This window comes from Pseudomonas resinovorans NBRC 106553 (genome assembly GCF_000412695.1).
Classification (GTDB): Bacteria; Pseudomonadota; Gammaproteobacteria; order Pseudomonadales; family Pseudomonadaceae; genus Metapseudomonas; species Metapseudomonas resinovorans_A.
The window spans coordinates 337,330-364,235 of the sequence record NC_021499.1 but is presented as its reverse complement, the minus strand read 5'-3'; the positions used below and the strand labels follow the sequence as shown (position 1 = coordinate 364,235).

The window sequence follows — 26,906 nt, the reverse complement described above, 5'->3', positions numbered from 1 at the left end:
GTGACCGCCACGGAACGCCTCGCGTCCCGCGTAGAACCTAGACCGCCACCTCGAGGAACGCCTGGTGCTGGGCCAGCGCATGGGGGCTGAACACCAGCCAGGGCTGCTCGCGGTGGAAAACACCATGGATGAACGGCTGGATGCTGGCCTCCAGCGGAGGCAGCTCCTCGCTGAAGGCATCCACCAGGAAATGCTGCATGCCGAACACTTCGTCGACGATCAGACCGGCGAAGATCTCCTGGTGGTCCACCACCAGTACCCGGCGCTGCTTGCGCAAGGGCGACAGTTCGCCGCCGAAGAAACCGCACAGGTCCATGATCGGCAGCAGGCGGCCACGGACGTTGGACACGCCCTTGACCCACCCTTTCACGCCGGGCAAGGAGGTTTGGCGCGGCTCGTGGAGCACTTCGCTGACCTCGCCCATGGGCGCCACGAACAAGCGCTCGCCCATGCGGAAGCCGATACCGCTCCAGCTCTGCACCACCTCTTGCTGCGCAGGCAGGCCCGCCGCCAGCGCACGACAGCGCTGGTCGATCTCGAAGAGAAGCTGGAAGGGAGTCTGCGAATCCGACATGGCGACCGGCCTTGGCCTTTTCTAATAGTTATGCATCGGGGGTCCGGCGCGGCATTCAGCCGGCCAGAACCGAGTTCAGCGTCTTGAGCAGCGTGTCTTCTTCGATCGGTTTGGTCAGGTAGTCCTTGGCGCCCTGGCGCTTGCCCCAGACCTTGTCGGTTTCCTGATCCTTGGTGGTGACGATGATCACCGGAATGTGGCTGGTTTCGGCGTCCTTGGTCAGTTGACGGGTCGCCTGGAAGCCATTGAGGCCGGGCATGACGATGTCCATGAGGACGGCGTCCGGCTTCTCCTGGCGGGCCAGGGCCACGCCATCGGCGCCATTCTCGGCCTTGAGTACCTGGTGGCCGTGCTTCTCGAGCATGGCGGTCAGCTTGTACATCTCGGTCGGCGAGTCATCAACAATCAGAATACGAGCCATTGTGTTCCCCATACGGAAAGGCTTCACCGGCCTTCAGGCCGGACTTCAGGAGGCTTGCTCCACCGGGGTGAAATCGGGGACGTGAGTCTTGATCGCGCCGAGCAGCTCTTCCTTGCTGAAGGGCTTGGTGAGGTACTGATCGGAACCGACGATGCGACCCTTGGCCTTGTCGAACAGGCCGTCCTTGGAGGACAGCATGATCACCGGGGTGGACTTGAAAGCACTGTTGTTCTTGATCAGGGCGCAGGTCTGATAACCGTCCAGGCGCGGCATCATGATGTCGACGAAGATGATGTTCGGGTGGGAATCGGCGATCTTGGCCAGGGCATCGAAACCATCGACGGCAGTGATGACCTCGCACCCTACTTTCTTGAGCAGTGTCTCGGCGGTACGACGAATCGTTTTCGAATCGTCGATCACCATGACCTTCAAACCCTCGGAATGCTGTTCCATGTTCGCCCTACCATCGCCTCGGTGAGTCGTTATTCTGCTTTATATATGTGCCTGAGGCCCTGTAATCGACGGGCTGCGACCCAATCGTCGGGCCTTTTTAGCACAGTCTCCAGACGCAAGCTACACGGCCCCTGCATCTGCGATTCTTCCCATTCTCGGGAAGGTTTTTTCCTTGACCGCGATCAATGCCGGCGCCACCCTGAGCGCCTTATCCAACCGGCGCGCCACTGCTGGCGCGCCTCTTTGAAACCTGTTGCGGAGACCCCCCATGAGCGTTCGCCTCGGGATCGTCATGGACCCCATCGAGCAAATCTCCTTCAAGAAGGACAGCTCCCTGGCCATGCTGCTGGCTGCCCAGGAACGCGGCTGGTCGCTGTTCTACATGGAGCAGCAGGACCTCTACCAGAAAAACGGTGACGCTCGCGCTCGCATGCGTCCCCTGAAGGTTTTCCTCGACCCCGAACACTGGTTCGAGCTGGAAGACGAAACCGACGCCCCGCTGGCCGAGCTGGACGTGATCCTCATGCGCAAGGATCCGCCGTTCGACAACGAGTTCGTCTACTCCACCTATCTGCTGGAGCAGGCCGAGCGGGCCGGTGTGCTGGTGGTCAATCGCCCGCAGAGCCTTCGCGACTGCAACGAGAAATTCTTCGCCACCCTGTTCCCCCAGTGCACACCACCCACCGTGGTCACTCGACGAGCGGACATTCTGCGCGAGTTTGCCGAAGAACAGCGTGACATCATTCTCAAACCCCTTGATGGCATGGGTGGTTCCTCGATTTTCCGCCATCGCGCCGGCGACCCGAACCTTTCGGTGATCCTCGAGACCCTGACCCTGCACGGTCGCCAGCAGATCATGGCGCAGCGCTACCTGCCCGCGATCAAGGACGGCGACAAGCGCATCCTGATGATCGACGGCGAGCCGGTGCCCTATTGCCTGGCGCGCATTCCGGCCCAGGGCGAGACCCGTGGCAACCTGGCCGCCGGCGGCCGGGGCGAGGCCCGCCCGCTGTCCGAGCGCGACCGCGAGATCGCCGCCATCGTCGGCCCGACCCTGCGGGAGAAGGGCCTGCTGTTCGTCGGCCTGGATGTGATCGGCGAGCACCTCACCGAGATCAACGTCACCAGCCCCACCTGCATCCGCGAGATCGACAACGCCTATGACACCCGCATCGGCGCTCGCCTGATGGAGGCCATCGACGGCAAGCTGAAAGCGGCAGGTCGCAAGCGCCAAGCTTGACGCAGCTAACAGCTTGGCGCTTGCAGCTTGCAGGCTGCCGTCCCAGTTCGGCAGACTGCGCGGCTATCTGAGGCAAGCTGACTGGCGATGAACGCAGCCGTGAACTCCACTACCCTACCGTCCGCCGGCGTCCGCCCGGCGGACCGGCTGGGCTTTACCCTGTTTCTCGCCGCCGTGCTGCACGTGGCGCTGATCCTCGGGGTCGGCTTCACCGTTGCCGACCCGCAGCAGATCAGCAAGACCCTGGAAATCACCCTGGCCACCTTCAAGAGCGAGGAGCCGCCCAAGAAGGCCGACTTCCTCGCCCAGGCCAACCAGCAGGGCAGCGGCACCCTGGAACACAAGGCCAAGCCCAAGACCACCGAGCAGCCCCCCTTCCAGGACAAGGAAATCCGCAAGGCCACGCCGCCCGCCACACCGCCCCAAGCCCCCAGGAAGGAAGCGCCCAAGGCCGCCGTGGCGACCAAGAGCCCGCAACCGCAGAAAACCACCGTCAAGCGTGAGCAGACCCGGCCGCAGCCCGACGCCACGCCATCCACCACATTCGACAGCTCGCAGCTCTCCGCCGAAATCGCCAGCCTCGAGGCTGAACTCGACAAGGAGCGCCAGCTCTACGCCAAGCGCCCGCGCATCCACCGCCTCAACGCGGCCTCGACCATGCGCGACAAAGGCGCCTGGTACAAGGAAGAGTGGCGCAAGAAGATCGAGCGCGTCGGCAACCTCAACTACCCCGACGAGGCCCGCCGCCAGCGCATCTACGGCAACCTGCGACTGCTGGTGTCGATCAACCGCGACGGCACCCTGTACGAAGTGCAGGTCCTGGAATCCTCCGGCCAGCAGGTCCTGGACCAGGGCGCCATGCGCATCGTCCGCCTCGCCGCGCCCTTCGCCCCCTTCACCGGCGACCTGGCGGACATCGATCGCCTGGAAATCATCCGCACCTGGCGCTTCGAACGCGGCGACCGTCTGTCGAGCAATTGAAATCCCGCTCGCGGCCCCGTGAACCTGGCCGAGATGGCTGGGGGCGCGGGATGCACACGCTGCCAGCCTGCCGTCCACGGTCATTTTCATTGCCGTTTTTCCGACCCGCCGCAGATCGCCTGCCGGTTCCGGGAGCGGCAAGCGGGGATAGGCTCTAGGCTTCAAGCGTGGGCCGGCGAGCTGTTCAGCCACGGGTCAGCCTTGCCGCTTGAAGCCTGCCGTCTTAAGCCTGAAACTAGCCGACATGAAAAGCGCACCGAGCTACCTCAAGCACCACTTCCTGATCGCCATGCCGCACATGGCCGATCCCAATTTCGCCCAGACCGTCACCTACCTGGTGGAGCACAACGAGCAGGGCGCGATGGGCCTGGTGATCAACCGCCCCAATGGCCTCTCCCTGAGCGACGTACTCGAACAGCTGCGCCCGGACTACATGCCCCCGGCGCGCTGCCAGGGCCTGCCGATCTACGCCGGCGGCCCGGTACAGACCGACCGCGGCTTCGTCCTGCACCCGGCCGGCCACAGCTTCCAGGCCACCCTGGAACTGGGCGATCTGGCGCTCTCCACTTCCCAGGACGTGCTCTTCGCCATTGCCGATGGCAGCGGCCCGCAGCAAAGCCTGGTTGCCCTGGGCTATGCCGGCTGGGATGCGGGCCAGCTGGAAACCGAGTTGAGCGACAACGCCTGGCTGACCTGCCCGGCCGACCTGTCGATCCTCTTCGATACCCCGACCGAGCAACGCCTCTCGGCTGCGGCCGCACGCCTGGGGGTCAACCTCAGCCTGCTCACCGCCCAGGCCGGGCACGCCTGATGGCCGAGCCCAAACCGCTGCGCCTGCTGCTCGGCTTCGACTACGGCACCAAACAGATCGGCGTCGCCGTCGGCCAGGCGATCACCGGCCAGGCCCGCGAACTCAAGGTGCTCAAGGCCCAGAACGGCGTACCGGACTGGCAGCAGGTGGAAGCCCTGATCCGCGAATGGCAGCCCGACGCCATCGTGGTCGGCCTGCCGCTGAACATGGATGGCACGCCCAGCGACATGAGCGCCCGCGCGGAGAAATTCGCCCGCCGCCTGAACGGCCGCTTCAATATCCAGGTGTTCACCCACGACGAACGCCTGACCACCTTCGAGGCCAAGGGCCAACGCCTGGCCCAGGGCCAGCGCGACGGTTACCGCGAGCGCCCGGTGGACGCCCTGGCCGCCGCCCTGCTCCTTGAGGGCTGGCTGGCCGAGAACCCCTGATTCCAGAAAGCGAGGACCGCCGATGAACCTGCCCAATCCCGCCGAGCTGCTGCCGAGGATGGCCAGCGACCTGCAAGCCCACCTCAAGGCCCGCGCCATCACCGAGCCACGCTTCGTCGGCATCCGTACCGGCGGCGTCTGGGTCGCCCAGGCCCTGCTGGAGCAGCTGGGCGAGTCGGCACCCCTGGGCATACTCGACGTCTCCTTCTACCGCGACGACTTCACCCAGAACGGCCTGCACCCGCAGGTGCGCCCCTCCGAGCTGCCCTTCGAGATCGAAGGCCAGCATCTGGTGCTGATCGACGACGTGCTGATGAGCGGACGCACCGTGCGCGCCGCCCTCAACGAACTCTTCGACTATGGCCGCCCGGCCAGCGTGACCCTGGTGTGCCTGCTCGACCTCAACGCCCGCGAGCTGCCGGTGCGCCCCGACGTGGTTGGCGCAACCCTGTCCCTGGAGGCCAGGGAACGGGTAAAATTGCTCGGCCCCGCGCCGCTCACCCTTGAGCGCCAGGACCTCGCGTCACCCGCCTGATCCTTCCGAATTCCCGCAACCTTTCAGGGCCTGCCCCCATGCCGACAGACGCCAAGCGCCCGCTGCAGCTCAACGACCAGGGCCAGCTGCGCCACTTCCTCTCGCTCGACGGTCTGCCCCGCGAGCTGCTGACGGAAATCCTCGACACCGCCGATTCCTTCCTCGAAGTCGGCGCCCGTGCGGTGAAGAAAGTCCCGCTGCTGCGCGGCAAGACGGTGTGCAACGTGTTCTTCGAGAACTCCACCCGCACCCGCACCACCTTCGAGCTGGCGGCCCAGCGGCTGTCCGCCGACGTCATCACCCTCAACGTCTCCACCTCCTCCACCAGCAAGGGCGAGACGCTGTTCGATACCCTGCGCAACCTGGAGGCGATGGCCGCCGACATGTTCGTGGTGCGCCACGCCGACTCCGGCGCCGCCCACTTCATCGCCGAGCACGTGTGCCCGGACGTGGCCATCATCAACGGCGGCGACGGCCGCCACGCGCACCCGACCCAGGGCATGCTCGACATGCTCACCATCCGCCGCCACAAGGGCAGCTTCGAGAACCTCTCGGTGGCCATCGTCGGCGACATCCTGCATTCGCGGGTGGCACGCTCGAACATGCTCGCCCTGCGCACCCTCGGCTGCCCGGACATCCGCGTGATCGGGCCCAAGACCCTGATCCCGGTGGGCGTCGAGCAGTATGGCGTGAAGGTCTACACCGACCTCGCCGAAGGCCTGAAGGGCGTCGACGTGATCATCATGCTGCGCCTGCAGCGCGAGCGCATGCAGGGCGGGCTGCTGCCCAGCGAGGGCGAGTTCTACAAGCTCTACGGCCTCAGCACCCAGCGCATGGCGCTGGCCAAGCCGGACGCCATCGTCATGCACCCGGGCCCGATCAACCGCGGTGTGGAAATCGAATCCGCGGTGGCCGACGGCGCCCAGTCGGTGATCCTCAACCAGGTCACCTATGGCATCGCCGTGCGCATGGCCGTGCTTTCCATGGCCATGAGCGGCCAGGCCGCGCAACGCCAACTGAACCAGGAAGCCGAGGAGCTGAACTGATGCGTACCCATATCCTCGGCGCCCGCCTGATCGATCCGGCCAGCGGCCACGACCAGGTCACCGACCTCTTCCTCGAAGGCGGCAAGGTCAGCGCCATCGGCCAGGCGCCGGCTGGCTTCCATGCGGACAAGACCCTCGACGCCAAGGGCCTGGTGGCCGCCCCAGGCCTGGTGGACCTGTCCGTCGCCCTGCGCGAGCCGGGCTACAGCCGCAAGGGCACTATCGCCAGCGAAACCCTGGCGGCCGTGAGCGGCGGCGTCACCAGCCTGTGCTGCCCGCCCCTGACCCGCCCGGCGCTGGACACCCCGGCCGTGGCCGAGCTGATCCTCGACCGCGCCCAGGAAGCCGGCCATGCCAAGGTCTTCCCCATCGGCGCCCTGACCAAGGGCCTGGCGGGCGAACAGCTGTCCGAGCTGGTGGCCCTGCGTGACGTGGGCTGCGTGGCCTTCGGCAACGGCCTCGCCAGCTTCGCCAGCAACCGGGTGCAGCGCCGCGCCCTGGAATACGCGGCGACCTTCGACCTGACCGTGGTATTCCACTCCCTGGACGCCTCGCTCGCCGAAGGCGGCCTCGCCCACGAAGGCGCCACCGCCAGCTTCCTCGGCCTGGCCGGCATCCCGGAGAGCGCCGAAACCGTCGCGCTCGCCCGTGACCTGCTGCTGGTGGAGCAAAGCGGCGTGCGCGCCCACTTCAGCCAGATCACCAGCGCCCGCGCCGCCGAGATGATCGCCCAAGCACAGGCACGCGGCCTGCCGGTGACCGCCGACGTGGCCATGTACCAGCTGATCCTCACCGACGAAGCCCTGATGGACTTCTCCAGCCTCTACCACGTGCAGCCGCCGCTGCGCACCCGCGCCGACCGCGACGGCCTGCGTGAAGCGGTCAAGAGCGGCGTAATCTCGGCCATCGCCAGCCACCACCAGCCCCATGAGCCGGACGCCAAGCTCGCCCCCTTCGGTGCCACCGAGCCGGGCATCAGCAGCGTGGAACTGCTGCTGCCGCTGGCCATGACCCTGATGCAGGACGGCCTGCTCGACCTGCCCACCCTGCTCGCCCGCCTCACCGCCGGCCCGGCCCGCGCCCTGCGCCTGCCCGCCGGACGCCTGGCCGTGGGCGCCCCGGCCGACCTGGTGCTGTTCGACCCCGAGGCCTCCACCCTGGCCGGCGAGACCTGGAAGTCCAAGGGCGACAACTGCCCCTTCATTGGCCACTGCCTGCCGGGCCGGGTTCGCTATACCCTGGTGGACGGCCGGACCATCTTCCAGGCCTGACCCCCGCCCACGAAAAAGCCCGCCATTTGGCGGGCTTTTTTGTTGGTGGCCAGGAGCCGACCTTGGGGAAATCGCCATTCCCGGACACGCCACTCAGCAGGACTCTACGCAATTGCGCCGCTGCTTGGCGCGGTACAGGCCGTCGTCCAGGCGCTTGAGCAGGGGCCCGATCTCTTCCCCGGCACGCATCGCCGCCACCGAGAAGCTCGCGCTGAGCGCCTCGGGCAGTTCCGCATCGGCGCCCGCCACCAACAGTCGTAGCCGCTCCGCCAGGTGAGCGGCCGCCGCCAGGTCGGTATCGGGCAGCAGCACGATGAACTCCTCGCCGCCCCAGCGAGCGAAGCAGTCCTCCTCGCGCAACGCCGCCCGCAGGCTGCGGGCCACGGCTGCCAGGGCGCGATCGCCGACTGGGTGGCCGTGGTTGTCGTTGATCCGCTTGAAGTGATCCAGGTCGAACATCAACAGCGCGGTGGCATGGCCGTGGCGCTGGAAGCGCTGCCATTCGCCGTGCAGGTTGCGCTCGAAGTGACGGCGGTTGGACAGCTGGGTCAGGGGATCGGTCTCGCTCAGCCGGGTGGCCGCCTCCACCTGCTGGGCGAGGGCCTCGTTGGCCTGGCGCAGGGCTTCGGTACGCGCCGCCACCAGGTCCTCCAGGGTGCGGTTGAGGGCCAGCAGCTCTTCGTTCTTGCGCTGCAGTTCCAGGCTGGCCATCTTGCGCTGGTGGATATTGCGGTGGGCACCGATCATCCGGGTCGGCTGGCCGGTTTCGTCGAATTCGACGAAGCGGCCATGGTCGCTGACCCACAGGTAATTGCCGTCACGGCTGCGGCAGCGGTAGTCCTCGGCGTAGATCAGGCTGTCGCCGTCCAGGTAGGCCTGGAAGTTGCGCATCACCCGCTCGTAGTCGCCAGGGTGAATCACCGATTTCCAGGTATCCACGTCCTCCGGCAGGCTGTCGGGCGGGTAGCCGAGCATGGAGTACCAGCCGGGGCTGCGTTTGACGTGGTTGGTACGGATATTCCAATCCCAGATGCCGTCGCTGACGATATCCAGGGCGTAGCGCAGCGTGCGCTCGATTTCTTCGCGTGTGGTGCCGTAGTCCTGCATCTCGAGCTTGTCCATAAGCTTCCTGCGGGTCGGGGACCCGGTTGGGACTTGCGACGCCACGAACGCTTGCCCGTGGCTCAGGCCTGGATGGTCGCCGCCGGGTTGATCACGCGGCCGAGGCCGAGGTTGCGCAGGGCCAGGTGCAGCGAGCTGTGGATAACCTGCGGGTTATCGATGGTCATCAGCTGGGCGAGCAGCTCCTTGGCCTTGCTCATGGTGATCTGGCGCAGCAGCCACTTCACCTTGGGCAGGTTGGTGGCGTTCATCGACAGGCTGTCGAAGCCCATGGCCAGGAGCAGCACGGCGGCGGCGGGGTCACCGGCCATCTCGCCGCAGATGCTCACCGGCTTGCCTTCGGCGTGGGCGTCGTCCACCACCTTCTTCAGCGCCTGCAGCACCGCCGGGTGCAGGTAGTCGTAGAGATCGGCCACTCGTGGGTTGTTGCGGTCCACCGCCAGCAGGTACTGGGTGAGGTCGTTGGAGCCCACCGAGAGGAAATCCACCTGGCGCGACAGCTCCTTGGTCTGGTAGACCGCGGCGGGGATCTCGATCATCACGCCCACCGGGGGCATGGGGATGTCCACGCCTTCGTCGCGCACCTCGCCCCAGGCACGGTGGATCAGGTGCAGGGCTTCTTCGGTTTCATGGGTGCCGGAAATCATCGGCAACAGGATGCGCAGGTTGTCCAGGCCCTCGCTGGCCTTGAGCATGGCGCGTACCTGGACCAGGAAGATCTCCGGGTGGTCGAGGGTAACGCGGATGCCGCGCCAGCCGAGGAAGGGGTTGCTTTCCTTGATCGGGAAATAGGACAGCGCCTTGTCGCCGCCGATGTCCAGGGTACGCATGGTCACCGGCAGCGGATGGAAGGCGGCGAGCTGCTCGCGGTAGATGGCGAGCTGCTCCTTTTCGCTGGGGAAGCGCTCATTGATCATGAACGGCACTTCGGTGCGGTACAGGCCGACGCCCTCGGCGCCGCGCTCCTGGGCACGGGTCACGTCAGCCAGCAGGCCGGTGTTCACCCAGAGCGGCATGCGCTGGCCATCGAGGGTTTCGCAGGGCAGGCTGCGCAGCGCGTCCAGGCCCTTGACCAGCTGGCGCTCTTCCTCGACCACTTCGCTGTACTGCTTGCGCAGCAGGGCCGAGGGGTTGGTGAAGACTTCGCCGTGGTAGCCGTCGACGATCAACTCGATGCCGTCGACCTTCGAATAGGGCAGGTCGACCACGCCCATCACGGTCGGGATACCCATGGCGCGGGCGAGGATGGCGACGTGGGAGTTGCCTGAGCCCAGTACCGAGATCAGGCCCACCAGCTTGCCTTCCGGCACCTCGCCAAGCATCGCCGGGGACAGCTCCTCGCTGACCAGGATGGTGTTCTCCTGGTAGACCAGGTTCTGCTTGCGCTCTTCCTGCAGGTAGGCGAGCAGGCGGCGGCCGAGATCCTTGACGTCGGAGGCGCGCTCGCGCAGGTAGGCGTCGTCCATCAGCTCGAAGCGGGTGACGTGCTCCATCACCACCTGGCGCAGGGCGCCCTGGGCCCACTGGCCGGTGCGGATCACGCGCTTGACCTCCATGCCGATGGAGGCGTCGTCGAGCATCATCAGGTAGACATCGAAGAGCGCACGCTCTTCAGGGCGCAGCTGGGTCTCGAGCTTGCTGGACAGCCGACGCATGTCTTCGCGCACCGCCTCCAGGGCCTGCTTGAAACGCTCGACCTCGGCCTCGATGTCATCCACCGTGCGGTCGGGCACCACGTCCAGGTCGGCCGGCGGCAGCACCACCACGGCGGTGCCCACGGCGGCGCCGGGTGCGCCTGGCACACCGACGAACTTGGCTTCCTGGGTGCCCTTGCCCTGGCGGCCCAGGCCGCGGATCGAGCCGGTAGCCTCGGCGTGGGCGATAACGCCGGCGAGCTGCGCGCTCATGGTGACGAGGAAGGCTTCCTCGCCCTCATCGAACTGGCGGCGCTCCTTTTGCTGCACCACCAGTACGCCCATCACCCGACGGTGGTGGATGATCGGGGCGCCGAGGAAGGAAGCGAAGCGCTCTTCGCCGGTTTCGGCGAAGTAGCGGTAACGGGGGTGGTCGGCGGCGTGCTCGAGGTTCAGCGGCTCTTCGCGGGTGCCCACCAGGCCGACGAGGCCTTCGTTGGGGGCCATGCTGACCTTGCCGATGGAGCGCTTGTTCAGGCCCTCGGTGGCCATGAGCACGAAACGGTTGGATTCCGGGTCCAGCAGGTAGACCGAGCAGACCTGGCTGCCCATGGCCTCCTTGACCCGCTGCACGATGATCGCCAACGCCGCCTTCAGATCCTTGGCGGCGTTCACTTCCTGGACGATCTTGCGCAGCGTGTTGAGCATGGCTAGGCAGCCTTTCTTCGGGTCAGTCTTGCGCCAGGAGGCGCGGTGCTAGTTCCTTGAGGGCCCGGCGATAGACTTCACGCTTGAAGGTCACCACCTGGCCCAACGGGTACCAGTAACTGACCCAGCGCCAGCCATCGAACTCGGGCTTGCCGGTCAGGTCCATCCGTACCTTGTTCTCCTCCGACTGCAAGCGCAGCAGGAACCACTTCTGCTTCTGGCCAATGCACAGCGGCTGGCTGTTGGTACGCACCAATCGCTGGGGCAGACGATAGCGCAACCAGCCCCGGGTGCAGGCAAGAATCTTCACATCCTGCTGTTCCAGGCCGACTTCTTCGTTCAACTCGCGGAAAAGCGCCTCTTCGGGCGTCTCCCTCGGGTTGATGCCGCCCTGCGGGAACTGCCAGGCATCCTGGTTGATTCGCCGGGCCCAAAGCACCTGCCCGACATCATTGGCGAGAATGATGCCGACATTCGGGCGGAAACCATCGGAATCGATCACGGCACTCAACCTCGCAAACGCATGTTACGGCATTGTTCCATAAAGCCCGTAAATGCAGCAATGCGAGCCTTTCTCGCAATGGGCAGCCCAGGTGAAAGCCGCTATCCTGCCCGCCCCTATAGCCCGCCCGCAAGGAACCACGACGTGCGCCTGGCCCTCTTCGACCTCGACAACACCCTGCTGGCTGGCGATAGCGACCATGCCTGGGGCGACTACCTGTGCGAACGCGGCATTCTCGACCGGATTGCCTACAAGGCGCGCAACGATGAGTTCTACCAGGACTACCTGGCGGGCCGGCTGAACATCCAGGACTACCTGAATTTCAGCCTGGAGATCCTCGGCCGCACCGACATGGCGCAACTCGACCAATGGCACCGCGAGTTCATGCGCGACTGCATCGAGCCCATCGTCCTGCCCAGGGCCGAGGCCCTGCTGGCCGAACACCGCGCCGCCGGCGACAAGCTGCTGATCATCACCGCCACCAACCGCTTCGTCACCGCCCCCATCGCCGCACGCCTCGGGGTGGAAACGCTGCTGGCCACCGAGTGTGAAATGCACGATGGCCGCTACACCGGCCGCACTACCGACGTGCCCTGCTTCCGCGAAGGCAAGGTGACCCGCCTCGATCGCTGGCTCGCGGAAACCGGCCACGACCTGGACGGCAGCAGCTTCTATAGCGATTCGCTGAACGACCTGCCCCTGCTGGAGCAGGTGAGCCACCCGGTGGCGGTGGACCCGGACCCGAAGCTGCGCGCCGAAGCGGAGAAACGCGGCTGGCCGGTGATTTCCCTGCGTTGATCACAGCGCGCCCCTTGCCGGAGGGGGCCAGGACTGTAGGAGCGATTTCAATCGCGAAAGCAGGTCGAAGACCTGCCTGCCAAGGCGATCGCGAATGAATTCGCTCCTACCCGCCAGTACAAACCGCCTTAGAGCGGCTTGACCACCATCAGCACGAAGACGGCCACCAGCAAACCCAACGCCAGTTCCGCCAGGCGGAAGCGCCAAGCCATCTGCCCCGCCAGCTCGGCGTTGCGGCCCTCGCGCAGGGCCTGGCGCGCTTGGTTGCGGATACGCACCTGCAACCAGAGCAGCGGTAGCCAGCACAGCGCCGCCAGCAGATAGAGTCCCAGGCTCCACAGCAGCCAGCGCTGCCCCAGGGGCCAACCGCCCACCTTGGCCAGGGCCAGCCCGCTCACGGGCAGCAACAGGGCGGAACTGGCGACGAACCAGAGCTCCAGCCGCACCAGGGAGGTGAAGGTTGTGGCGATCTGCTGGAGGTCGCCGCTCTTCCAGGCCCGTCGGGCGAAGAACAGCCCGCCCAGCGCCGTGCCGAGGAGCACGGCGGCCAGCAGGCCATGGAGGGACTTGAGCAGGAGATAGAGCGTCATGCCCGGTACGCGCAGCCCGTCAGAGCGGCTTGACCAGCATCAGCGACAGCACTGCCAGGAACAACAGCAGGCCGACCAGGCCATAGGCGGCGCCAAACTTCAGGCTGCGGCGCACCGGCGCCGCGCTTGGTCCGGCTTCCGCCAGGACCTGTTCGCGCAGCCGCGCGACCCGGCCGAACAGCAGCAGCCAGGCGATGCAGCCGAACAGATAGAGGATCGCCCCGCCCAGCAGCCAGGTCTGGCCCAGCGGCAAGCCGGCCAGGTTGACCATCCACCAGCCACTGACCGGCAGCGAGACGGCGGCGACTATCAACAGCGGCACGCCGATCAGCAGGATGCGGCGCAGGCTCGAGCCGATCAGCGCGGCGTCGCCGGAACGGAAGTTGCGCCAGCCGTACCAGGCCAGGCCCGTCAGGCCGCCGAAGAACAGCAGCGTGGCCAGGCCGTGGAGGATGCGGAAGGTCAGGTAGTTTTCCATGGAACAGGTCCTTGTCAGCGTGGACGGCTGCCGGAAAGCCTAGCAGCCGCCCGTGTCCATAGCCTTCAGCCCAGGAACAGCTGGTAAGCCGGGTTGTCGCTCTCGTTCCAGTAGGGGTAGCCGATCGCATCCAGCGCTTCGCACACCTGCGGGCGCTCCTCGATCGGCACCTGCAGGCCGGCGACCACGCGGCCGTCGGCGGCGCCGTGGTTGCGGTAGTGGAACATGGTGATGTTCCAGCGCCCCCCCAGCTTGTTGAGGAAGTTGAACAGCGCACCCGGCCGCTCGGGGAACTCGAAACGGAACACCATCTCATCGCTGATGCGTGCCGCGTGGCCGCCAACCATGTGGCGGATGTGCAGCTTGGCCAGCTCGTTGTCGGTCAGGTCCAGCACCGGGAAGCCCTGGCTGCGCAGGTTTTCCACCAGCACCGCGCGCGGGTCGGTTTCCGGGTGGGTCTGCACGCCGACGAAGATGTGCGCCTCGGCGTCGGTGTTGTAGCGGTAGTTGAACTCGGTGATCTGGCGCTTGCCGATGGCCTCGCAGAAGGCCTTGAAGCTGCCCGGGCGTTCCGGAATGGTGACCGCGATGATCGCCTCGCGCTGCTCGCCCAGTTCGGCACGCTCGGCCACATGGCGCAGACGGTCGAAGTTGATGTTGGCGCCCGAATCGATGGCCACCAGGGTGTGCCCGCGCAGGCCTTCACGCTCGACGTAGCGCTTGATGCCGGCCACGGCCAGGGCACCGGCGGGTTCGGTGATGGAGCGGGTATCGTCGTAGATGTCCTTGATCGCCGCGCAGATCTCGTCGGTGCTGACGGTGATCACCTCGTCCACATGCTGCTTGCAGATATCGAAGGTGTGCTGGCCGATCTGGGCCACGGCGACACCGTCGGCGAACAGCCCGACCTGGCCCAGCACCACGCGCTCACCGGCGGCCATGGCGGCTTGCAGGCAGTTGGAATCGTCCGGCTCGACGCCGATCACCTTGACCTCGGGGCGCAGGTATTTGACGAAGGCGGCGATGCCCGCCACCAGCCCGCCGCCGCCCACCGGCACGAAGATGGCGTCCAGGCGTCCCGGGTGCTGGCGCAGGATTTCCATGGCCACGGTGCCCTGGCCGGCGATCACTTCCGGGTCGTCGTAGGGGTGGATGTAGACATAGCCCTTCTCGTCCACCAGCTTCAGCGAGTGGGCCAGGGCCTCGGGGAAGGCGTCGCCATGCAGCACCACCTTGCCGCCACGGGCGCGCACGCCCTGCACCTTCAGCTCGGGGGTGGTGCGCGGCATCACGATGGTGGCCTTGATGCCCAGCTCGCGGGCGGCCAGGGCCACGCCCTGGGCGTGGTTGCCGGCCGACGCGGTGACCACGCCACGCGCCAGTTCCTCGGGAGACAGCTGGGCCATCTTGTTGTAGGCGCCGCGAATCTTGAACGAGTAGACCGGCTGCAGGTCCTCACGCTTGAGGAGGATCTGGTTACCCAGCCGCTCGGTGAGCTGGCGGGCGGGCTGCAGCGGGGTTTCCACGGCGACGTCGTAGACGCGCGAGGTGAGGGTCTTCTTAACGTATTCTTCGAGCATCACGGCTTCACTGGCGGGCATTCCACGGATGGCCGGAGTCTACCGCACGGATTCGTCGGGCGACCACATGGTTCGCGGGGTTTAGCGGCTATAATCCGCGGCCTCGACACTCCTCCACTCGGACCTCCCCAGCATGACCCAGGACCAGCTCAAGCAGGCCGTCGCCCAGGCCGCCATCGACGTCATACTCCCCAAGCTCGATGAGAAGAGCATCATCGGCGTCGGCACCGGCTCCACCGCCAATTTCTTCATCGACCTGCTGGCCCAGCACAAGATGGCCTTCGACGGCGCCGTCGCCAGCTCCGAGGCCACCGCCCAGCGCCTGAAGGGCCACGGCATCCCGGTGTACGACCTGAACAGCGTCAGCGACCTCGAGTTCTACGTCGACGGCGCCGACGAGAGCAACGAGCGCCTCGAGCTGATCAAGGGCGGCGGTGCCGCGCTGACTCGCGAGAAGATCGTCGCGGCGGTAGCCAAGACCTTCATCTGCATCGCCGACGAGAGCAAGCTGGTGCCCCTGCTCGGCGCCTTCCCGCTGCCGGTGGAAGTCATCCCCATGGCCCGCAGCCATGTAGCCCGCCAGCTGGTCAAGCTGGGCGGCGACCCGGTCTACCGTGAAGGCGTGCTGACCGACAACGGCAACATCATCCTCGACGTCTACAACCTGCGGATCGACAGCCCGACCAAGCTGGAAGAGCAGATCAACAACATCGTCGGCGTGGTCACCAACGGCCTGTTCGCCGCCCGCCCGGCCGACCTGCTGCTGCTGGGCACCAAGGACGGCGTCAAGCGCATCAGCCTCTGAAGTCGCCTCCCGGCCTGCGGCAAACCGTCTAGATTTGTTGGCACGGCGCCTCTTGGCGCCGTTCACTGCCATCAACCAGGAGGTGCCCCATGGCTGGGAAGTTCCATCTGAAGAAGGCCAACGACGGCCAGTACCACTTCAACCTGAACGCCGGCAACGGCGAGACCATCCTCACCAGCGAGCTGTACAAGGCCAAGGATTCCGCCTTGAACGGCATCGAGTCGGTGCGCAAGAACGCCGTTCGCGAAGGCGCCTTCGAGAGCAAGACCGCCAGCAACGGCAAGTTCTACTTCGTGCTCAAGGCCACCAATGGCCAGGTCATCGGCCAGAGCCAGATGTACGCCAGCGCCGCAAGCGCCAGCGCGGGCATCGACTCGGTGAAAAGCAACGCCCCCGGCGCCAACCTCAACGACGAGAGCTGATCAGTCGCGAGCGTCCTTCTTGAACACATAGAAGAGGTTCGGCTCGCTGACCATGTAGAGGTTGCCGTCGTTGTCCATGGCCACCCCTTCGGCCTGCGGCACCGCCCGCTGCAGGCCATGCATGCCGCGCAACAGCGACAGGCTGCTGATCGGCCGGCCGTCGGAGTTCAGCTCCAGCACCAGCCGCGATTCGTCCGACAACGCCAGCAGGTGTCCGCTGCGGTCGTCGAACTGCAGGCTGGACAGATCGCGGACGAAAAGCCGCGCGTCGCGCTTGGGGTCGTCCACGACGTGCACGGCGAACGGCTTGTCCGGATTGGTATGGGGAAATCCGTGGATCTCGTAGATGCGCACCGGGTCGCGCTCCTTGGCCACGAACAGGCGCTTGCCTTCGGTGTCGTAGGCCAGCCCCTCGAAGCCCTTGTTACCGGACAGGCCGATGCCCAGGGACAGTTGCTGGGAGTCGGCGGCGTCGATGAAGGTCGTGTCCTCGTCCAGCCGCACCTTGACCAGGCGTTGCAGGCGCTCGTCGGTGATCACGTAGACGCCGGGGCTGATGTACTCGATGGCCTCCGGGTCGCCGAAGCCCACCAGCGGCACACGCCGGATCAGGTGGCCGTCCAGGGACAGCTCGACGATCTCCGGATGCTGGTTGGTGACGGTGAACAGGCTGTGGCGGTCCGGATCGTAGGTCAGCGCCGAGACGTCGTCGTCGAGCCCCTCGATGGCTTTGGCCTCGATCACCACCCGATAGTCGGGCAGCCAGATGGAACGATCCCGCCATTCGGAGGCGTGGCGCCATTCTTGCAGGCTGAACAGACCCCGCTCGAAGAGCCGGAACTGCTGCGCGACGACGCCGAGCACCACCAGCAGCAGCAACAGGAAGGCGGCAAGCAGCCGCCGCGGGGTCAGGAATGCACGCATCGTTCAGGACTCGGGGATTCAAGGTGCGACGAAGGATACAGAGCGCACCGGGGTTCTACCTGAATTGAAGCTTAAAGCCCGGGAACAGGGCATGGCAGGCGTTACAAAAAGGGACGGAACATGGCCACCTCGCTGCTACCGGAAGAACGCGCACTCACCACCCTGCACACCATCGCCCTGGCGGTGACCAATCTGGACCACGGCGGCACCGATCGCGAGCGCCTGCTGGAGGGCAGCGGCGTCGCCTGCGCCGACCTCGACACCCCCGACAAGCTGATCAGCCACGCCCAGGAGCTCCGGGTCTTCGCCAACGCCCTGGCCGCCACCCGCGATCCGGCGCTGGGCCTGTCGCTCGGCCTGCGCATGCACGTTTCGGCCTACGGCATCCTCGGCTACACCATGCTCGCCAGCCGTACCCTGCGCGATGCCCTGGTCCTCGCCCTCGGCCACTCGGCGCTGCTCGGCACCTACTTCAAGCTGAGCCTGGAGGTCGAGGGCCCGGAGGCACGCCTGGTGGCCGCCGGCTACCGCTACGCGCCGGAGCTGACGGTGTTCAATAGCGAGCTCTGCCTGACCTCGCTGCTCACCGTGCTGCAAGACCTGCTCGGCAGCCTGATCCGCCCGACGCGGGTGTGCCTGTCCTATCGACCGCCGCTGCACGCCGCCAGCTACGAACAGATGCTCGGCTGCCCGGTGGAGTTCGGCGCCTCCAGCAACGCCCTGTGCTTCGACGCCGCGCTGCTCGAGCGCGGCCTGCCCCTGGCCGACCCGGTGACCTGCCACTACGGCCTGCAGCAGTGCCTGAAGCTCGACGCCCAGCTCAACAGCCGCCACGACGTGCTGGACCAGATCCGCCAGCACCTGGCCGGCAACCTGCGCGAGTCCTGCGACCTGGACAGCGTGGCGCGCCAGCTGCACCGCTCCGAGCGCACCCTGCGCCGCCACCTGCAGCGCCTCAACACCAGCTTCCAGCGCCTGCTGGACGAGGTGCGCTACGACAAGGCGCGCCAGCTGCTGGTGCAGACCGACCTGCCCATCTACCTGATCGCCGAACAGCTCGGCTACAGCGAGACCGCCAGCTTCCGCCACGCCTTCCAGCGCTGGAGCGGGCAGTCGCCGAGCCTGTATCGCCGTTAGCCCTTGCCCATCGCCCCGTCACCACCGCCCCACAACTTGGCCGCAATTGTCTCCTTTTGACCTGATCTATCGTTCTTCTATGCTCCGAGCTACTGACAGAATCTGGGCAAACAAGGGCCTTTTCCCCTGAAGAAAGAAAAGCCCAATAAGAACAAACCCTTAGAGCTTGTGATCAGCATGACTAGCGCGATCAGTGTCGACCGTGTGTGCATGGAGTTCGGCGATCCGGGGCAGGGCGTGAAAGCCCTCGACGATGTTTCCCTGGAAATTCGCGCCAACGAGTTCTTCACCCTCCTCGGCCCGTCCGGCTGCGGCAAGACCACCCTCTTGCGGCTCATCGCCGGCTTCGAGCAGCCCAGCTCCGGCGCCATCCGCCTCTACGGCGAACCCATGCAGGGCCTCCCGCCCTTCCGCCGGCCGGTCAATACCGTGTTCCAGAGCTACGCCCTGTTCCCCCACATGACGGTGGCGCAGAACATCGCCTTCGGCCTGGAGATGCGCGGCCAGGGCCGTGACGAGATCGAACAGACGGTCAAGCGCATGCTGGAGCTGGTGAAGCTGCCGGATGTGGGCCGGCGCCGCGCCGACCAGCTCTCCGGCGGCCAGCAGCAGCGCATCGCCCTGGCCCGCGCCCTGGCCAACAAGCCCAAGGTGCTGTTGCTGGACGAATCCCTCTCGGCGCTGGACCAGAAGCTGCGCAAGGACATGCAGATCGAGCTCAAGCGCCTGCAGCACGAGACCGGCATCACCTTCATCTTCGTCACCCACGACCAGGAAGAAGCCCTGACCATGTCCGACCGCATCGCGGTGATGGATAAGGGCCGCATCCTCCAGGTCGGCACCCCCACGGAAATCTACGAGGCACCGCTGAACCGCACGGTGGCCGACTTCATCGGCGAAACCAACTTCCTCGAAGGCGAGGCGCTGGAACGTGGCGTGCTGCTGGCGGACGGGCAGTTGCTCAGCGCCTTCAGCCCCCGCAGCGGCGCCGTGACCCTGGCGATCCGCCCGGAACGCACCAGCCTCGACGAGCAGGGCAACCTGGTGGGCGAGATCGAGAACGTGGTCTATGTCGGCACCGACACCGTCTATCACCTGAACATCGCCGGCCAGAGCGGTTTCCGTGTCCGCCACCAGAACCGCAATGGCGCGTTGCAGGCCTACGCCGCCGGCGAGAAGGTACGGGTGCGGGTGCCGAGCGAAGCCATCCGGGTGCTCGCCGAATGAGCACCCTGCGCGCCCTGGCGGAACGCCGCCAACTGCGCCGACGCCTGCTGCTGACCAGCCCGGCCATGCTCTGCCTGTTGCTGTTCCTGGTACTGCCCCTGGGGATCATGTTCCTGGTGTCGGTGCTGGTGCCCGGCGACTACGGCGGCGTGAAGTGGGGGCAGTATTCGCTGGAGGCCTACCTCAACTTCCTCTACGAGCGTGATCTGGATGACGCGCTGGTGTTCAACACCGACTACCTGCAGATCTTCCAGCGCTCCTTCTGGCTCTCGGTACTGACCACCGTCGGCTGCCTGCTGATCGGCTTCCCCACCGCGCTCTACCTTGCGCTGCAGAGCGAACGCAAACGCAACCTGCTGCTGTTCCTGGTCACCGTGCCCTTCTGGACCAACCTGCTGGTGCGGGTCTACGCCTGGATCCTGCTGCTGCGCAACGGCGGTCTGGTGGATAGCGGCCTCGGCATCTTCGGCCTGTCCGACGGCGCCCTGGGCCTGCTCTACACCGACGTGGCGGTGGTGATCGGCCTGCTCTACACCTTCCTGCCCTTCATGGTGCTGCCCATCTACACCAGCCTGGAAAAGCTCGACTGGCGCCTGGTGGAGGCCGCCTTCGACCTCGGCGCCAACCGCTTCCAGGCGCTGAAGCGGATCATCGTGCCGCTGGCCATGCCGGGCATAGTCGCCGGCGCGATCCTGGTGTTCATCCCTTCGCTCGGCAACTACATCATTCCCGAGCTGCTCGGGGGCGGTAAGTCGCTGATGATCGGCAACCTGATCCAGCTGCAGTTCGGCGCCTCCCACAACTGGCCGCTGGGCGCGGCGCTGTCCTTCGCCCTGCTCGGCTTCGTGCTGCTGGCGATGCTGCTCTACAGCCTGCGCTTCAAGCAGGCCGCCGGCGGAGGCCACCCATGAATACGCAGAACCCGCTCTGGCGCTTCACCGGCGTACGCCCCACCGCCTGGCTGTTCTTCGCCTTCCTCTATGTGCCGATCCTGGTGCTGGTGGTGCTGAGCTTCAACGGCGGGCAATCGGCGACCATCTGGGAGAGCTTCAGCCTGAAGTGGTATTCAGTGGTGGCCAACGACCCGGAAATCGTCCGTGCGGCGAAGAACTCGCTGATCGTCGCCACCTTCGCCACCCTGATCGCCACGTCCCTGGCCACCCTGGCCGCCCTGGGCATGCGCGGTCGCGCCTTCCGCGGGCAGACGCTGATGAGCGGGGTGCTCGGCCTGCCGCTGCTGGTGCCGGAAATCGTCACGGCCGTGGCCACCCTGATGTTCTTCGCCTTCATTGGCCTGAAGCTCTCGCTGTTCACCATCCTCATCGCCCACGTGGTCTTCTGCATCCCCTTCGCCTACCTGCCGATCCGCGCCCGCCTGGAAGGCATGGACCCACGCCTGGCCGAGGCCGCCGCCGACCTCTACGCATCCCCCTGGAAGGCCTTCTGGAAGGTCACCTTCCCCTTGCTGATGCCGGGCATCCTCTCCGGCGCCATGCTCGCCTTCATCATTTCCATGGACGACTTCGTCATCACCTACTTCGTCGCCGGGGCCGGCGCAACCACCCTGCCGGTGTACATCTTCAGCTCCATCAGGATGGGCATCTCGCCGAAGATCAACGCCATATCCTCGATCATCCTCGTCATTTCCATAGCGTTCGTTGCATTGTCCTACTACGTCGGGCAGCGCAAGCGCTGACCCGAACCCGACCAGCAAGGAGCTTGACCATGACCCGTCGTACCCCGCTCGCGCTCGCCGTACTGCTCGCCACCGGCCTGGCCGGTTCAGCCCAGGCCGCAGGGACCCTGCACTTCGCCAACTGGTCGGACTACTACCCGCCGGAACTGCTGAAGAAATTCGAGCAGGACACCGGCATCAAGGCCACCCTGGACGCCTACGACAGCAACGAAACCCTGCTGGCCAAGCTCAAGGCCGGCGGCGGCGCCTACGACGTGGTGGTGCCGTCCGACAGTTTCATCCAGATCATGGTGCAGGACGGCCTGCTGCAGAAGTTCGACCACAGCAAGCTGCCCAACCTGAAGAACCTCAAGCCCAACTTCCAGAACCTCGACTTCGACCCCGGCCACGACTACAGCGTGCCGTACCTCTGGGGCACCACCGGCTACAGCTACGACAGCAAGCAGGTACCCGGCGGCACCCTCGAGGAGAGCTGGAAGCCCTTCTTCGAGCCGCCGGCCGAGCTGAAGGGCAAGGTGGTGGCGCTCAACTCCATCGAAGACCTGTACATCGCCGCCTCCCACTACCTGTCCATCGACCAGTGCACCGAGGACCCGAAGGACGCGAAGAAGATCCAGGACCTGCTGCTGCAGCAGAAGCCGCTGCTGGCCATGTACAACAGCGACGGCACCATCGAGCGCATGGCCGCCGGCGAAGTGGCCATGCACATGCAGTGGAACGGCGCCTTCCACCGCGCCCACGCTCAGCGGCCGAGCCTGGTCTACGTCTATCCGAAGGAAGGCATCCACGTCTTCATCGACAACCTGGTGATCCCCAAGGACGCCGTGAACGTGGCGGAGGCCCATACCTTCATCAACTGGATGATGCAGCCGGAGAACATCGCCGCCGCGTCCAACTTCGCCAAGTACAACAACGCCGTCGCCGGCTCGGACCAGTTCATGGAGAAGGAGCTGTTCGACGACCCGGCCATCAACACCCCGCAGGACAAGCTGGACCGCCTGCGGACCTTCAAGCTCTGCTCGCCCAAGGCCCTGAACCTGCGCAGCAAGGTGTGGACCAAGCTGAAGAAATGACCTCCACGCAGGATGGCTCGGGCGGCGATCCGCGAGCCCGCGATACCCATCGGGCCGGGCTGATGGGTATCGCTTCGCTCAACGCCATCCTACGAACAGCTCATCAATCCATTTGTCAGAAACGGGCCACATCGGCCATTGAAGTTGGCCATTTCGATCCCTTATTGACCCTTTGCAGGGTTCTGCCCCGGCCCCCCCGCTGACAGAATCGAAGCGCATGCCACTAGCGGGCGCCCCACAGGCGGGCGCCGATCCAACAAAAACAACGGCTAGAGAGATATGAAGATGTCCCGTGCAGATGCGCTTCACCCCGCCCTTCCCCGTTCCGTCCAGCGGACACCCCGACCCTCCCCTTACTGACTGCCCGCGCACAGCCGGATGCGCAACGGACCCGGCCTCGCACGCGCAGGGATGGCAAGCCTCGCGCCCCAGGCGCCGCCCAGCGGCGCGCAGTAACCCGGAGAGAACAACAATGTCCACCCCCACCCTCGGCAGCAGCCTGCCCGACGATTTCACCCACAGCGCCCAGGGCACGACCCTGCGCCGGATACTCGGGCTGCCCGCCCTGGTGTTCTTCGGCCTGGTCTACATGGTGCCGCTGACCATCTTCACCACCTACGGCGTGGTCACCGAGATCACCGGCGGGCGGACCGCCCTGGCCTACGTGGTGACCCTGCTGGCGATGATCTTCACCGCCCTGTCCTACAGCTTCATGGTCCGCCGCTACCCCATCGCCGGCTCGGCCTACTCCTACACCAGCCTGAGCTTCGGCCCCGGCGTGGGCTTCCTGGCCGGCTGGTGCCTGCTGCTGGATTACCTGTTCCTGCCGATGATCAACTACCTGGTGATCGGCCTGTTCCTCAATATCGCCTTCCCCGAGGTGCCCGCCTGGGTCTTCGTGGTCGGCTTCGTCACCCTGGTGACGGTGCTGAACATCCTCGGCATCAGTTCGGTGTCGGGCATGAGCAACCTGATCGTGGTTGCCCAGCTGATCTTCGTCCTGGTGTTCCTGGCCATGACCGGCAAGAGCCTGCTGGGTGGGCCGGTGGACTTCAGCGCGCCCCTCATCGGTGACGGCAGCCAACCGGGGCTGGCCCCCCTGATGGCCGGCGCGGCGGTGCTCTGCCTGTCCTTCCTGGGCTTCGACGCCGTGTCCACCCTGGCCGAGGAAGCCCGTGATCCGAAGCGCGACATCCCGCGTGCCATCGTCATCACCACCCTCAGCGCCGGCGTGCTGTTCTTCGTCCTGGCGTACCTGGCGCAGCTGGTGTTCCCCGGCAGCCAGTTCAAGGACGCCGACGCCGCCGCCAACGAGGTGATGCTCCAGGCCGGCGGCCAGTTCCTCTCCGCCTTCTTCACCGCCGCCTACGTGGCCGGCGCGGCGGGCTCGGCCCTGGCGTCCCAGGCCTCGGTGTCGCGCATCCTCTACAGCATGGGCCGCGACGGCATCCTGCCGCGTCGCCTGTTCGGCACCCTCTCGGAGCGTTTCCACACCCCGGTGGTGGCCATCCTGATCATCTCCCTGGTGTCCCTGCTGGCGGTGGTCATCGACCTCGCCACCCTGGCCTCGATGATCAGCTTCGGCGCCCTGGTGGCCTTCTCCGCGGTGAACCTGGCGGTGATCCGCACCTACCTGTTCAGCGGCCGCCCGCGCCAGCGGGGCGACCTCGCGCGCTACGGCCTGGTCCCGCTGATCGGCTTCGCCCTGATCGCCTGGCTGTGGACCAGCCTCTCGGGCCTGACCCTGGCCATTGGCCTCGGCTGGTTCGCCGTGGGCCTGGCCTACCTTGCGGTGCAGACCGGCGGTTTCCGTCGCCCCGCGCCCCAGGTGCAGTTTTCCGAACACGAATGAGCCATTGACCCGCGAGCCGAAAGGAGACGCTGATGCTGACCATCTACACCGACGACCACCACCTGCACCACGGCAAGCACGAGCTGATCGGTGGGCAGTTCACCCCCTGCTTCGAGAAGCCGAGCCGCGCCGACATGGTGCTGGACCGCGCCAAGGCGGTGAAACTCGGCGCGATCCAGGCGCCGACCGACTTCGGCCTGTCCCCGATCCTGAGGGTGCATAGCGAGGGCTTCGTGAACTTCCTGCAGAACGCCTGGAGCGACTGGCAGGCCAAGGGCCGCAGCCACGACATGCTGCCCATCGCCTGGCCGACCCGGCGCCTGCGTCAGGTGGAGCCCACCGATATCGACGGCCGCCTGGGTTACTACTCCTTCGACGCCGGCGCCCCCATCACCGCCGGCACCTGGCAGGCCATCACCAGCTCGGCCAACGTCGCCCTCTCGGGCCAGGCCGAGCTGCGCAAGGGCGCGCGCGGCATCTTCTCGCTGTGCCGGCCGCCGGGCCACCACGCCGCGGCCGACTACATGGGCGGCTACTGCTACCTGAACAACGCCGCCATCGCCGTGCAGGCGATGCTCGACGCCGGCGCCAAGCGCGTCGCCGTGCTGGACGTGGACTACCACCACGGCAACGGCACCCAGGACATCTTCTACGACCGCGCCGACGTGCTCTTCACCTCGATCCACGGCGACCCGCGCTTCGAGTACCCCTACTACCTCGGCTTCGCCGACGAGAAGGGCCTGGGTGCCGGCGCCGGCTTCAACTTCAACTACCCACTGGCCTCGGGTAGCGACTGGTCGGCCTGGAGCCTGGCCCTGCTCGACGCCTGCCGGCAGATCGCCGAATACGCGCCGGACGCCCTGGTGGTGTCGCTGGGGGTGGATACCTTCAAGGAGGACCCCATCTCGCAGTTCAAGCTGGACAGCCCGGACTACCTGCGCATGGGCGAGATCATCGGCAAGCTCTGCCTGCAGACGCTCTTCGTGATGGAGGGGGGTTACGCGGTGGAGGAGATCGGCATCAACGCGATCAATGTGCTGCAGGGCTTCGATAGCGTGGCCTGAGAGCGCTTTCTTGTAGGGGCGAATTCATTCGCCATGCAGACCGAAGGTCTGCCGGGAATCCCGCAGGGGGCTGCATTGCAGCCCTTGGCGAATATATTCGCCCCTACAGGTTCCGGGCCAACCGGTCAGTTCACCCGCTCGACGAACTCCACGTCGACCTCGCGGCCCATCAGGTCGCGGTCCACTTCGCCGGTGAGCTTGACGGTGGCCTTGTCGTCGATGGACATGGGCGGCCAGTCTTCGTCGTCGATCTCCACCTTCATGGTGCCGGTGGCGTCCTTGAACTCGTAGATATCGCCCTTGATGCGGCGGACGATCTGGCCCTGCAGCACCACAGGCGCGTCATCGGCGGCTTCCATGGCGGCGGCGACGGTGCTGATCTGGGTGGTGGCGCCGGGGCCGGTGTAGCTATTGGCCAGAACGGCGGTGGAAAACAGCGGAGCGGCCAGCAGGGCAAGGTATTTGGCTTTCATGGAAGTGATCCCGTTGATTGGTTGACGGGATCAGGCTACGACCGCTGGCTGAATCGAGGCTTAAAGGCGCCTTAAGCGAAGCTTAAAGAGGCGAACGCGTGTGTCGGGCCGGGTCGGCACTGGCCACCAGGTCCTTGCGGAACACGTAGAACAGGTTCGGCTCGCTGACCATGTAGATATCGCCGCTCTCGTCCATGGCCACACCCTCGGCGCGGGGGATGCGCCGGTCCAGGCCATTCATCCCGCCAAGCAGGCTGATGAAGCTCACCGGGTCGCCTTTCTCGTCCAGCTCCAGCAACAGGTTGGATTGGGCCGAGAGCACCAGCAGGTGGCCGGTGCGCGGGTCGATGCTCAGCGCCGAGAGATTGCGCATGCCCAGGCCATAGCTGGGCAGCGGACTCAGCATGTCGCCGAGGTTGTCGCTGCCATCGCTGCCGAGGCTGAACAGGGCCACCGGGCCACGCTCCTTGCCAAGGATCAGGCGACCCTTGGTCGGGTCCCAGGCGATGCCTTCGAAGCCCTTGTTGCCCGAGTCGGGGAAGCCCAGGTCGAATTCCGGCGTGCTGCCGGCGCGCAGTTCGCGGGTCTGCGGGTCCAGCTCGAAGATCGACAGGGTGCGGCGGCGCTCGTCGGTCACGGCCACATGGCCACCTTCCAGCACGGCCACGCCTTCGGGGTTGGAGAAACCCTTCAGCGGAATCTTGCGCAGTACATCGCCTTCGCGGCTCAGCTCGACCAGGGTCGGCGACTTGCCGGTGACGGTGAACAGGGTGCCGGTGACCGGATTGAAGGCCAGATCCGACGTCTCGCCCTCCTCCAGCCCCTCCAGTGGCTTGCGCTGCAGCACGGCGGTGTAACCCGGCAACCAGATGGCCTCGGCGCGTTGTTCCTGGCTCAGCTGCTGTTCACCCAGCCAGAGCAGGGCGCGGTCGTCCCAGTGCATGTAGCGGGTCAGCAGGGTGATGCCGGCAAGGGCGAACGCCAGGCCGAGCAGCGTTCGGCGGCGACGGAGGAAGGACGGGCGGTGGAACGGCATCGGTTACTACTCGACGATGAGG

The 26,906-nt window shown here is 66.1% G+C and carries 29 protein-coding genes; 17 read left to right on the top strand and 12 right to left on the bottom strand.

Features of this window, described 5'->3' with window-relative positions:
• Window positions 1-37: 37 nt before the first annotated feature.
• Genes PCA10_RS01690 through pilG form a run of 3 tightly spaced genes read right to left on the bottom strand, consistent with a single transcriptional unit; the run spans window position 38 to window position 1,448 of the window.
• The gene (locus PCA10_RS01690) at window positions 38-574 is read right to left on the bottom strand and encodes a chemotaxis protein CheW (protein ID WP_016490287.1); all 537 of its coding nucleotides are present in this window, start codon (window positions 572-574) and stop codon (window positions 38-40) included.
• 55 nt (window positions 575-629) lie between these two features.
• Window positions 630-995: a twitching motility response regulator PilH gene (gene pilH / locus PCA10_RS01685; RefSeq protein ID WP_016490286.1), complete on the bottom strand. Its 366-nt coding sequence runs from the start codon at window positions 993-995 to the stop codon at window positions 630-632.
• A 45-nt stretch (window positions 996-1,040) separates the two neighbouring features.
• Window positions 1,041-1,448: a twitching motility response regulator PilG gene (gene pilG / locus PCA10_RS01680; RefSeq protein ID WP_003455569.1), complete on the bottom strand. Its 408-nt coding sequence runs from the start codon at window positions 1,446-1,448 to the stop codon at window positions 1,041-1,043.
• A gap of 268 nt (window positions 1,449-1,716) precedes the next feature.
• Here pilG and gshB point away from each other — a divergent pair, with 268 nt between their 5' ends.
• The 7 genes from gshB (at window position 1,717) to PCA10_RS01645 (ending at window position 7,763) form a co-directional block, all read left to right on the top strand.
• Window positions 1,717-2,688: a glutathione synthase gene (gene gshB / locus PCA10_RS01675; protein ID WP_016490284.1), complete on the top strand. Its 972-nt coding sequence runs from the start codon at window positions 1,717-1,719 to the stop codon at window positions 2,686-2,688.
• 87 nt (window positions 2,689-2,775) lie between these two features.
• Window positions 2,776-3,669 (top strand): energy transducer TonB, encoded by an 894-nt coding sequence (locus PCA10_RS01670; RefSeq protein ID WP_016490283.1) that lies wholly within the window; start codon window positions 2,776-2,778, stop codon window positions 3,667-3,669.
• Window positions 3,670-3,913: 244 nt separating this feature from the next.
• Entirely contained in the window at window positions 3,914-4,480 is a 567-nt protein-coding gene (locus tag PCA10_RS01665) for a YqgE/AlgH family protein (RefSeq protein ID WP_016490282.1), read from the top strand.
• Window positions 4,480-4,911, top strand: a complete 432-nt coding sequence (gene ruvX / locus PCA10_RS01660) for a Holliday junction resolvase RuvX (RefSeq protein WP_016490281.1) — start codon at window positions 4,480-4,482, stop codon at window positions 4,909-4,911. The genes PCA10_RS01665 and ruvX overlap by 1 nt, the downstream gene beginning before the upstream one ends.
• Before the next feature lie 22 nt (window positions 4,912-4,933).
• Entirely contained in the window at window positions 4,934-5,446 is a 513-nt protein-coding gene (gene pyrR / locus PCA10_RS01655; protein WP_016490280.1) for a bifunctional pyr operon transcriptional regulator/uracil phosphoribosyltransferase PyrR, read from the top strand.
• A gap of 38 nt (window positions 5,447-5,484) precedes the next feature.
• Entirely contained in the window at window positions 5,485-6,492 is a 1,008-nt protein-coding gene (locus PCA10_RS01650; RefSeq protein ID WP_016490279.1) for an aspartate carbamoyltransferase catalytic subunit, read from the top strand.
• Window positions 6,492-7,763, top strand: coding sequence for a dihydroorotase (locus tag PCA10_RS01645; RefSeq protein ID WP_016490278.1), 1,272 nt, complete (start codon window positions 6,492-6,494; stop codon window positions 7,761-7,763). The genes PCA10_RS01650 and PCA10_RS01645 overlap by 1 nt, the downstream gene beginning before the upstream one ends.
• A gap of 93 nt (window positions 7,764-7,856) precedes the next feature.
• Here the strand turns inward: PCA10_RS01645 and PCA10_RS01640 are convergent, their stop codons facing one another.
• The 3 genes from PCA10_RS01640 to PCA10_RS01630 all read right to left on the bottom strand — a co-directional run bounded on the left by PCA10_RS01640 (window position 7,857) and on the right by PCA10_RS01630 (window position 11,729).
• Entirely contained in the window at window positions 7,857-8,885 is a 1,029-nt protein-coding gene (locus PCA10_RS01640; RefSeq protein WP_016490277.1) for a sensor domain-containing diguanylate cyclase, read from the bottom strand.
• 62 nt (window positions 8,886-8,947) lie between these two features.
• Complete coding sequence (gene ptsP, locus PCA10_RS01635; protein WP_016490276.1) at window positions 8,948-11,227, bottom strand: phosphoenolpyruvate--protein phosphotransferase; 2,280 nt, start codon at window positions 11,225-11,227, stop codon at window positions 8,948-8,950.
• A gap of 22 nt (window positions 11,228-11,249) precedes the next feature.
• Window positions 11,250-11,729 (bottom strand): RNA pyrophosphohydrolase, encoded by a 480-nt coding sequence (locus PCA10_RS01630; protein WP_041770489.1) that lies wholly within the window; start codon window positions 11,727-11,729, stop codon window positions 11,250-11,252.
• 144 nt (window positions 11,730-11,873) lie between these two features.
• Between PCA10_RS01630 and PCA10_RS01625 the strand changes: the two genes are divergently transcribed.
• Window positions 11,874-12,527, top strand: coding sequence for a histidinol-phosphatase (locus PCA10_RS01625; RefSeq protein WP_016490274.1), 654 nt, complete (start codon window positions 11,874-11,876; stop codon window positions 12,525-12,527).
• A gap of 128 nt (window positions 12,528-12,655) precedes the next feature.
• On the opposite strand, the gene PCA10_RS01620 is transcribed toward PCA10_RS01625, so the two are convergent.
• The 3 genes from PCA10_RS01620 to ilvA form a co-directional block, all read right to left on the bottom strand.
• Window positions 12,656-13,117 (bottom strand): DUF2269 family protein, encoded by a 462-nt coding sequence (locus tag PCA10_RS01620; RefSeq protein WP_016490273.1) that lies wholly within the window; start codon window positions 13,115-13,117, stop codon window positions 12,656-12,658.
• A 19-nt stretch (window positions 13,118-13,136) separates the two neighbouring features.
• On the bottom strand, window positions 13,137-13,595 hold the full coding sequence (locus PCA10_RS01615; RefSeq protein WP_016490272.1) for a DUF2269 family protein: 459 nt from the start codon (window positions 13,593-13,595) through the stop codon (window positions 13,137-13,139).
• Between the two features lie 65 nt (window positions 13,596-13,660).
• Window positions 13,661-15,175 carry a threonine ammonia-lyase, biosynthetic gene (gene ilvA / locus PCA10_RS01610; protein WP_041770488.1) on the bottom strand — a complete coding sequence of 505 codons (1,515 nt, stop codon included), beginning with the start codon at window positions 15,173-15,175 and terminating at the stop codon, window positions 13,661-13,663.
• A gap of 133 nt (window positions 15,176-15,308) precedes the next feature.
• Here ilvA and rpiA point away from each other — a divergent pair, with 133 nt between their 5' ends.
• Together rpiA and PCA10_RS01600 are read left to right on the top strand one after the other, a co-directional pair.
• Window positions 15,309-15,980, top strand: coding sequence for a ribose-5-phosphate isomerase RpiA (gene rpiA / locus PCA10_RS01605; protein WP_016490270.1), 672 nt, complete (start codon window positions 15,309-15,311; stop codon window positions 15,978-15,980).
• An 89-nt stretch (window positions 15,981-16,069) separates the two neighbouring features.
• Window positions 16,070-16,402, top strand: a complete 333-nt coding sequence (locus PCA10_RS01600) for a YegP family protein (RefSeq protein ID WP_016490269.1) — start codon at window positions 16,070-16,072, stop codon at window positions 16,400-16,402.
• Here the strand turns inward: PCA10_RS01600 and PCA10_RS01595 are convergent, their stop codons facing one another.
• Window positions 16,403-17,326, bottom strand: a complete 924-nt coding sequence (locus PCA10_RS01595; RefSeq protein WP_016490268.1) for an SdiA-regulated domain-containing protein — start codon at window positions 17,324-17,326, stop codon at window positions 16,403-16,405.
• A 120-nt stretch (window positions 17,327-17,446) separates the two neighbouring features.
• Between PCA10_RS01595 and PCA10_RS01590 the strand changes: the two genes are divergently transcribed.
• From PCA10_RS01590 to PCA10_RS01560, 7 genes are all read left to right on the top strand, one after another.
• Window positions 17,447-18,463 carry an AraC family transcriptional regulator gene (locus PCA10_RS01590; protein ID WP_016490267.1) on the top strand — a complete coding sequence of 339 codons (1,017 nt, stop codon included), beginning with the start codon at window positions 17,447-17,449 and terminating at the stop codon, window positions 18,461-18,463.
• A gap of 177 nt (window positions 18,464-18,640) precedes the next feature.
• Complete coding sequence (locus tag PCA10_RS01585; RefSeq protein WP_016490266.1) at window positions 18,641-19,690, top strand: ABC transporter ATP-binding protein; 1,050 nt, start codon at window positions 18,641-18,643, stop codon at window positions 19,688-19,690.
• Window positions 19,687-20,601, top strand: coding sequence for an ABC transporter permease (locus tag PCA10_RS01580; protein ID WP_016490265.1), 915 nt, complete (start codon window positions 19,687-19,689; stop codon window positions 20,599-20,601). Before PCA10_RS01585 ends, PCA10_RS01580 begins: the two co-directional genes overlap by 4 nt.
• Window positions 20,598-21,386, top strand: coding sequence for an ABC transporter permease (locus PCA10_RS01575; protein ID WP_016490264.1), 789 nt, complete (start codon window positions 20,598-20,600; stop codon window positions 21,384-21,386). Before PCA10_RS01580 ends, PCA10_RS01575 begins: the two co-directional genes overlap by 4 nt.
• Window positions 21,387-21,415: 29 nt before the next feature.
• A complete protein-coding gene (locus PCA10_RS01570) occupies window positions 21,416-22,459 on the top strand; it encodes an ABC transporter substrate-binding protein (protein ID WP_016490263.1) in 1,044 nt (347 codons plus the stop codon).
• 472 nt (window positions 22,460-22,931) lie between these two features.
• Window positions 22,932-24,311: an APC family permease gene (locus PCA10_RS01565; RefSeq protein WP_016490262.1), complete on the top strand. Its 1,380-nt coding sequence runs from the start codon at window positions 22,932-22,934 to the stop codon at window positions 24,309-24,311.
• Window positions 24,312-24,343: 32 nt separating this feature from the next.
• Window positions 24,344-25,375, top strand: coding sequence for a histone deacetylase family protein (locus PCA10_RS01560; protein WP_016490261.1), 1,032 nt, complete (start codon window positions 24,344-24,346; stop codon window positions 25,373-25,375).
• A 125-nt stretch (window positions 25,376-25,500) separates the two neighbouring features.
• On the opposite strand, the gene PCA10_RS01555 is transcribed toward PCA10_RS01560, so the two are convergent.
• Window positions 25,501-25,848 carry a NirD/YgiW/YdeI family stress tolerance protein gene (locus tag PCA10_RS01555; protein WP_016490260.1) on the bottom strand — a complete coding sequence of 116 codons (348 nt, stop codon included), beginning with the start codon at window positions 25,846-25,848 and terminating at the stop codon, window positions 25,501-25,503.
• Window positions 25,849-25,930: 82 nt separating this feature from the next.
• Window positions 25,931-26,884, bottom strand: coding sequence for an SdiA-regulated domain-containing protein (locus PCA10_RS01550; protein ID WP_016490259.1), 954 nt, complete (start codon window positions 26,882-26,884; stop codon window positions 25,931-25,933).
• Window positions 26,885-26,906 lie beyond the last annotated feature (22 nt).

Excerpts from the sequence above, each read along its gene's own strand:
- PCA10_RS01690 (WP_016490287.1), bottom strand. The coding sequence starts at position 574 with ATGTCGGATTCGCAGACTCCCTTCCAGCTTCTCTTCGAGATCGACCAG.
- pilH (WP_016490286.1), bottom strand. The coding sequence starts at position 995 with ATGGCTCGTATTCTGATTGTTGATGACTCGCCGACCGAGATGTACAAG.
- pilG (WP_003455569.1), bottom strand. The coding sequence starts at position 1,448 with ATGGAACAGCATTCCGAGGGTTTGAAGGTCATGGTGATCGACGATTCG.
- gshB (WP_016490284.1), top strand. The coding sequence starts at position 1,717 with ATGAGCGTTCGCCTCGGGATCGTCATGGACCCCATCGAGCAAATCTCC.
- PCA10_RS01670 (WP_016490283.1), top strand. The coding sequence starts at position 2,776 with ATGAACGCAGCCGTGAACTCCACTACCCTACCGTCCGCCGGCGTCCGC.
- PCA10_RS01665 (WP_016490282.1), top strand. The coding sequence starts at position 3,914 with ATGAAAAGCGCACCGAGCTACCTCAAGCACCACTTCCTGATCGCCATG.
- ruvX (WP_016490281.1), top strand. The coding sequence starts at position 4,480 with ATGGCCGAGCCCAAACCGCTGCGCCTGCTGCTCGGCTTCGACTACGGC.
- pyrR (WP_016490280.1), top strand. The coding sequence starts at position 4,934 with ATGAACCTGCCCAATCCCGCCGAGCTGCTGCCGAGGATGGCCAGCGAC.
- PCA10_RS01650 (WP_016490279.1), top strand. The coding sequence starts at position 5,485 with ATGCCGACAGACGCCAAGCGCCCGCTGCAGCTCAACGACCAGGGCCAG.
- PCA10_RS01645 (WP_016490278.1), top strand. The coding sequence starts at position 6,492 with ATGCGTACCCATATCCTCGGCGCCCGCCTGATCGATCCGGCCAGCGGC.
- PCA10_RS01640 (WP_016490277.1), bottom strand. The coding sequence starts at position 8,885 with ATGGACAAGCTCGAGATGCAGGACTACGGCACCACACGCGAAGAAATC.
- ptsP (WP_016490276.1), bottom strand. The coding sequence starts at position 11,227 with ATGCTCAACACGCTGCGCAAGATCGTCCAGGAAGTGAACGCCGCCAAG.
- PCA10_RS01620 (WP_016490273.1), bottom strand. The coding sequence starts at position 13,117 with ATGACGCTCTATCTCCTGCTCAAGTCCCTCCATGGCCTGCTGGCCGCC.
- PCA10_RS01615 (WP_016490272.1), bottom strand. The coding sequence starts at position 13,595 with ATGGAAAACTACCTGACCTTCCGCATCCTCCACGGCCTGGCCACGCTG.
- ilvA (WP_041770488.1), bottom strand. The coding sequence starts at position 15,175 with ATGCTCGAAGAATACGTTAAGAAGACCCTCACCTCGCGCGTCTACGAC.
- rpiA (WP_016490270.1), top strand. The coding sequence starts at position 15,309 with ATGACCCAGGACCAGCTCAAGCAGGCCGTCGCCCAGGCCGCCATCGAC.
- PCA10_RS01600 (WP_016490269.1), top strand. The coding sequence starts at position 16,070 with ATGGCTGGGAAGTTCCATCTGAAGAAGGCCAACGACGGCCAGTACCAC.
- PCA10_RS01595 (WP_016490268.1), bottom strand. The coding sequence starts at position 17,326 with ATGCGTGCATTCCTGACCCCGCGGCGGCTGCTTGCCGCCTTCCTGTTG.
- PCA10_RS01590 (WP_016490267.1), top strand. The coding sequence starts at position 17,447 with ATGGCCACCTCGCTGCTACCGGAAGAACGCGCACTCACCACCCTGCAC.
- PCA10_RS01585 (WP_016490266.1), top strand. The coding sequence starts at position 18,641 with ATGACTAGCGCGATCAGTGTCGACCGTGTGTGCATGGAGTTCGGCGAT.
- PCA10_RS01580 (WP_016490265.1), top strand. The coding sequence starts at position 19,687 with ATGAGCACCCTGCGCGCCCTGGCGGAACGCCGCCAACTGCGCCGACGC.
- PCA10_RS01575 (WP_016490264.1), top strand. The coding sequence starts at position 20,598 with ATGAATACGCAGAACCCGCTCTGGCGCTTCACCGGCGTACGCCCCACC.
- PCA10_RS01570 (WP_016490263.1), top strand. The coding sequence starts at position 21,416 with ATGACCCGTCGTACCCCGCTCGCGCTCGCCGTACTGCTCGCCACCGGC.
- PCA10_RS01565 (WP_016490262.1), top strand. The coding sequence starts at position 22,932 with ATGTCCACCCCCACCCTCGGCAGCAGCCTGCCCGACGATTTCACCCAC.
- PCA10_RS01560 (WP_016490261.1), top strand. The coding sequence starts at position 24,344 with ATGCTGACCATCTACACCGACGACCACCACCTGCACCACGGCAAGCAC.
- PCA10_RS01555 (WP_016490260.1), bottom strand. The coding sequence starts at position 25,848 with ATGAAAGCCAAATACCTTGCCCTGCTGGCCGCTCCGCTGTTTTCCACC.
- PCA10_RS01550 (WP_016490259.1), bottom strand. The coding sequence starts at position 26,884 with ATGCCGTTCCACCGCCCGTCCTTCCTCCGTCGCCGCCGAACGCTGCTC.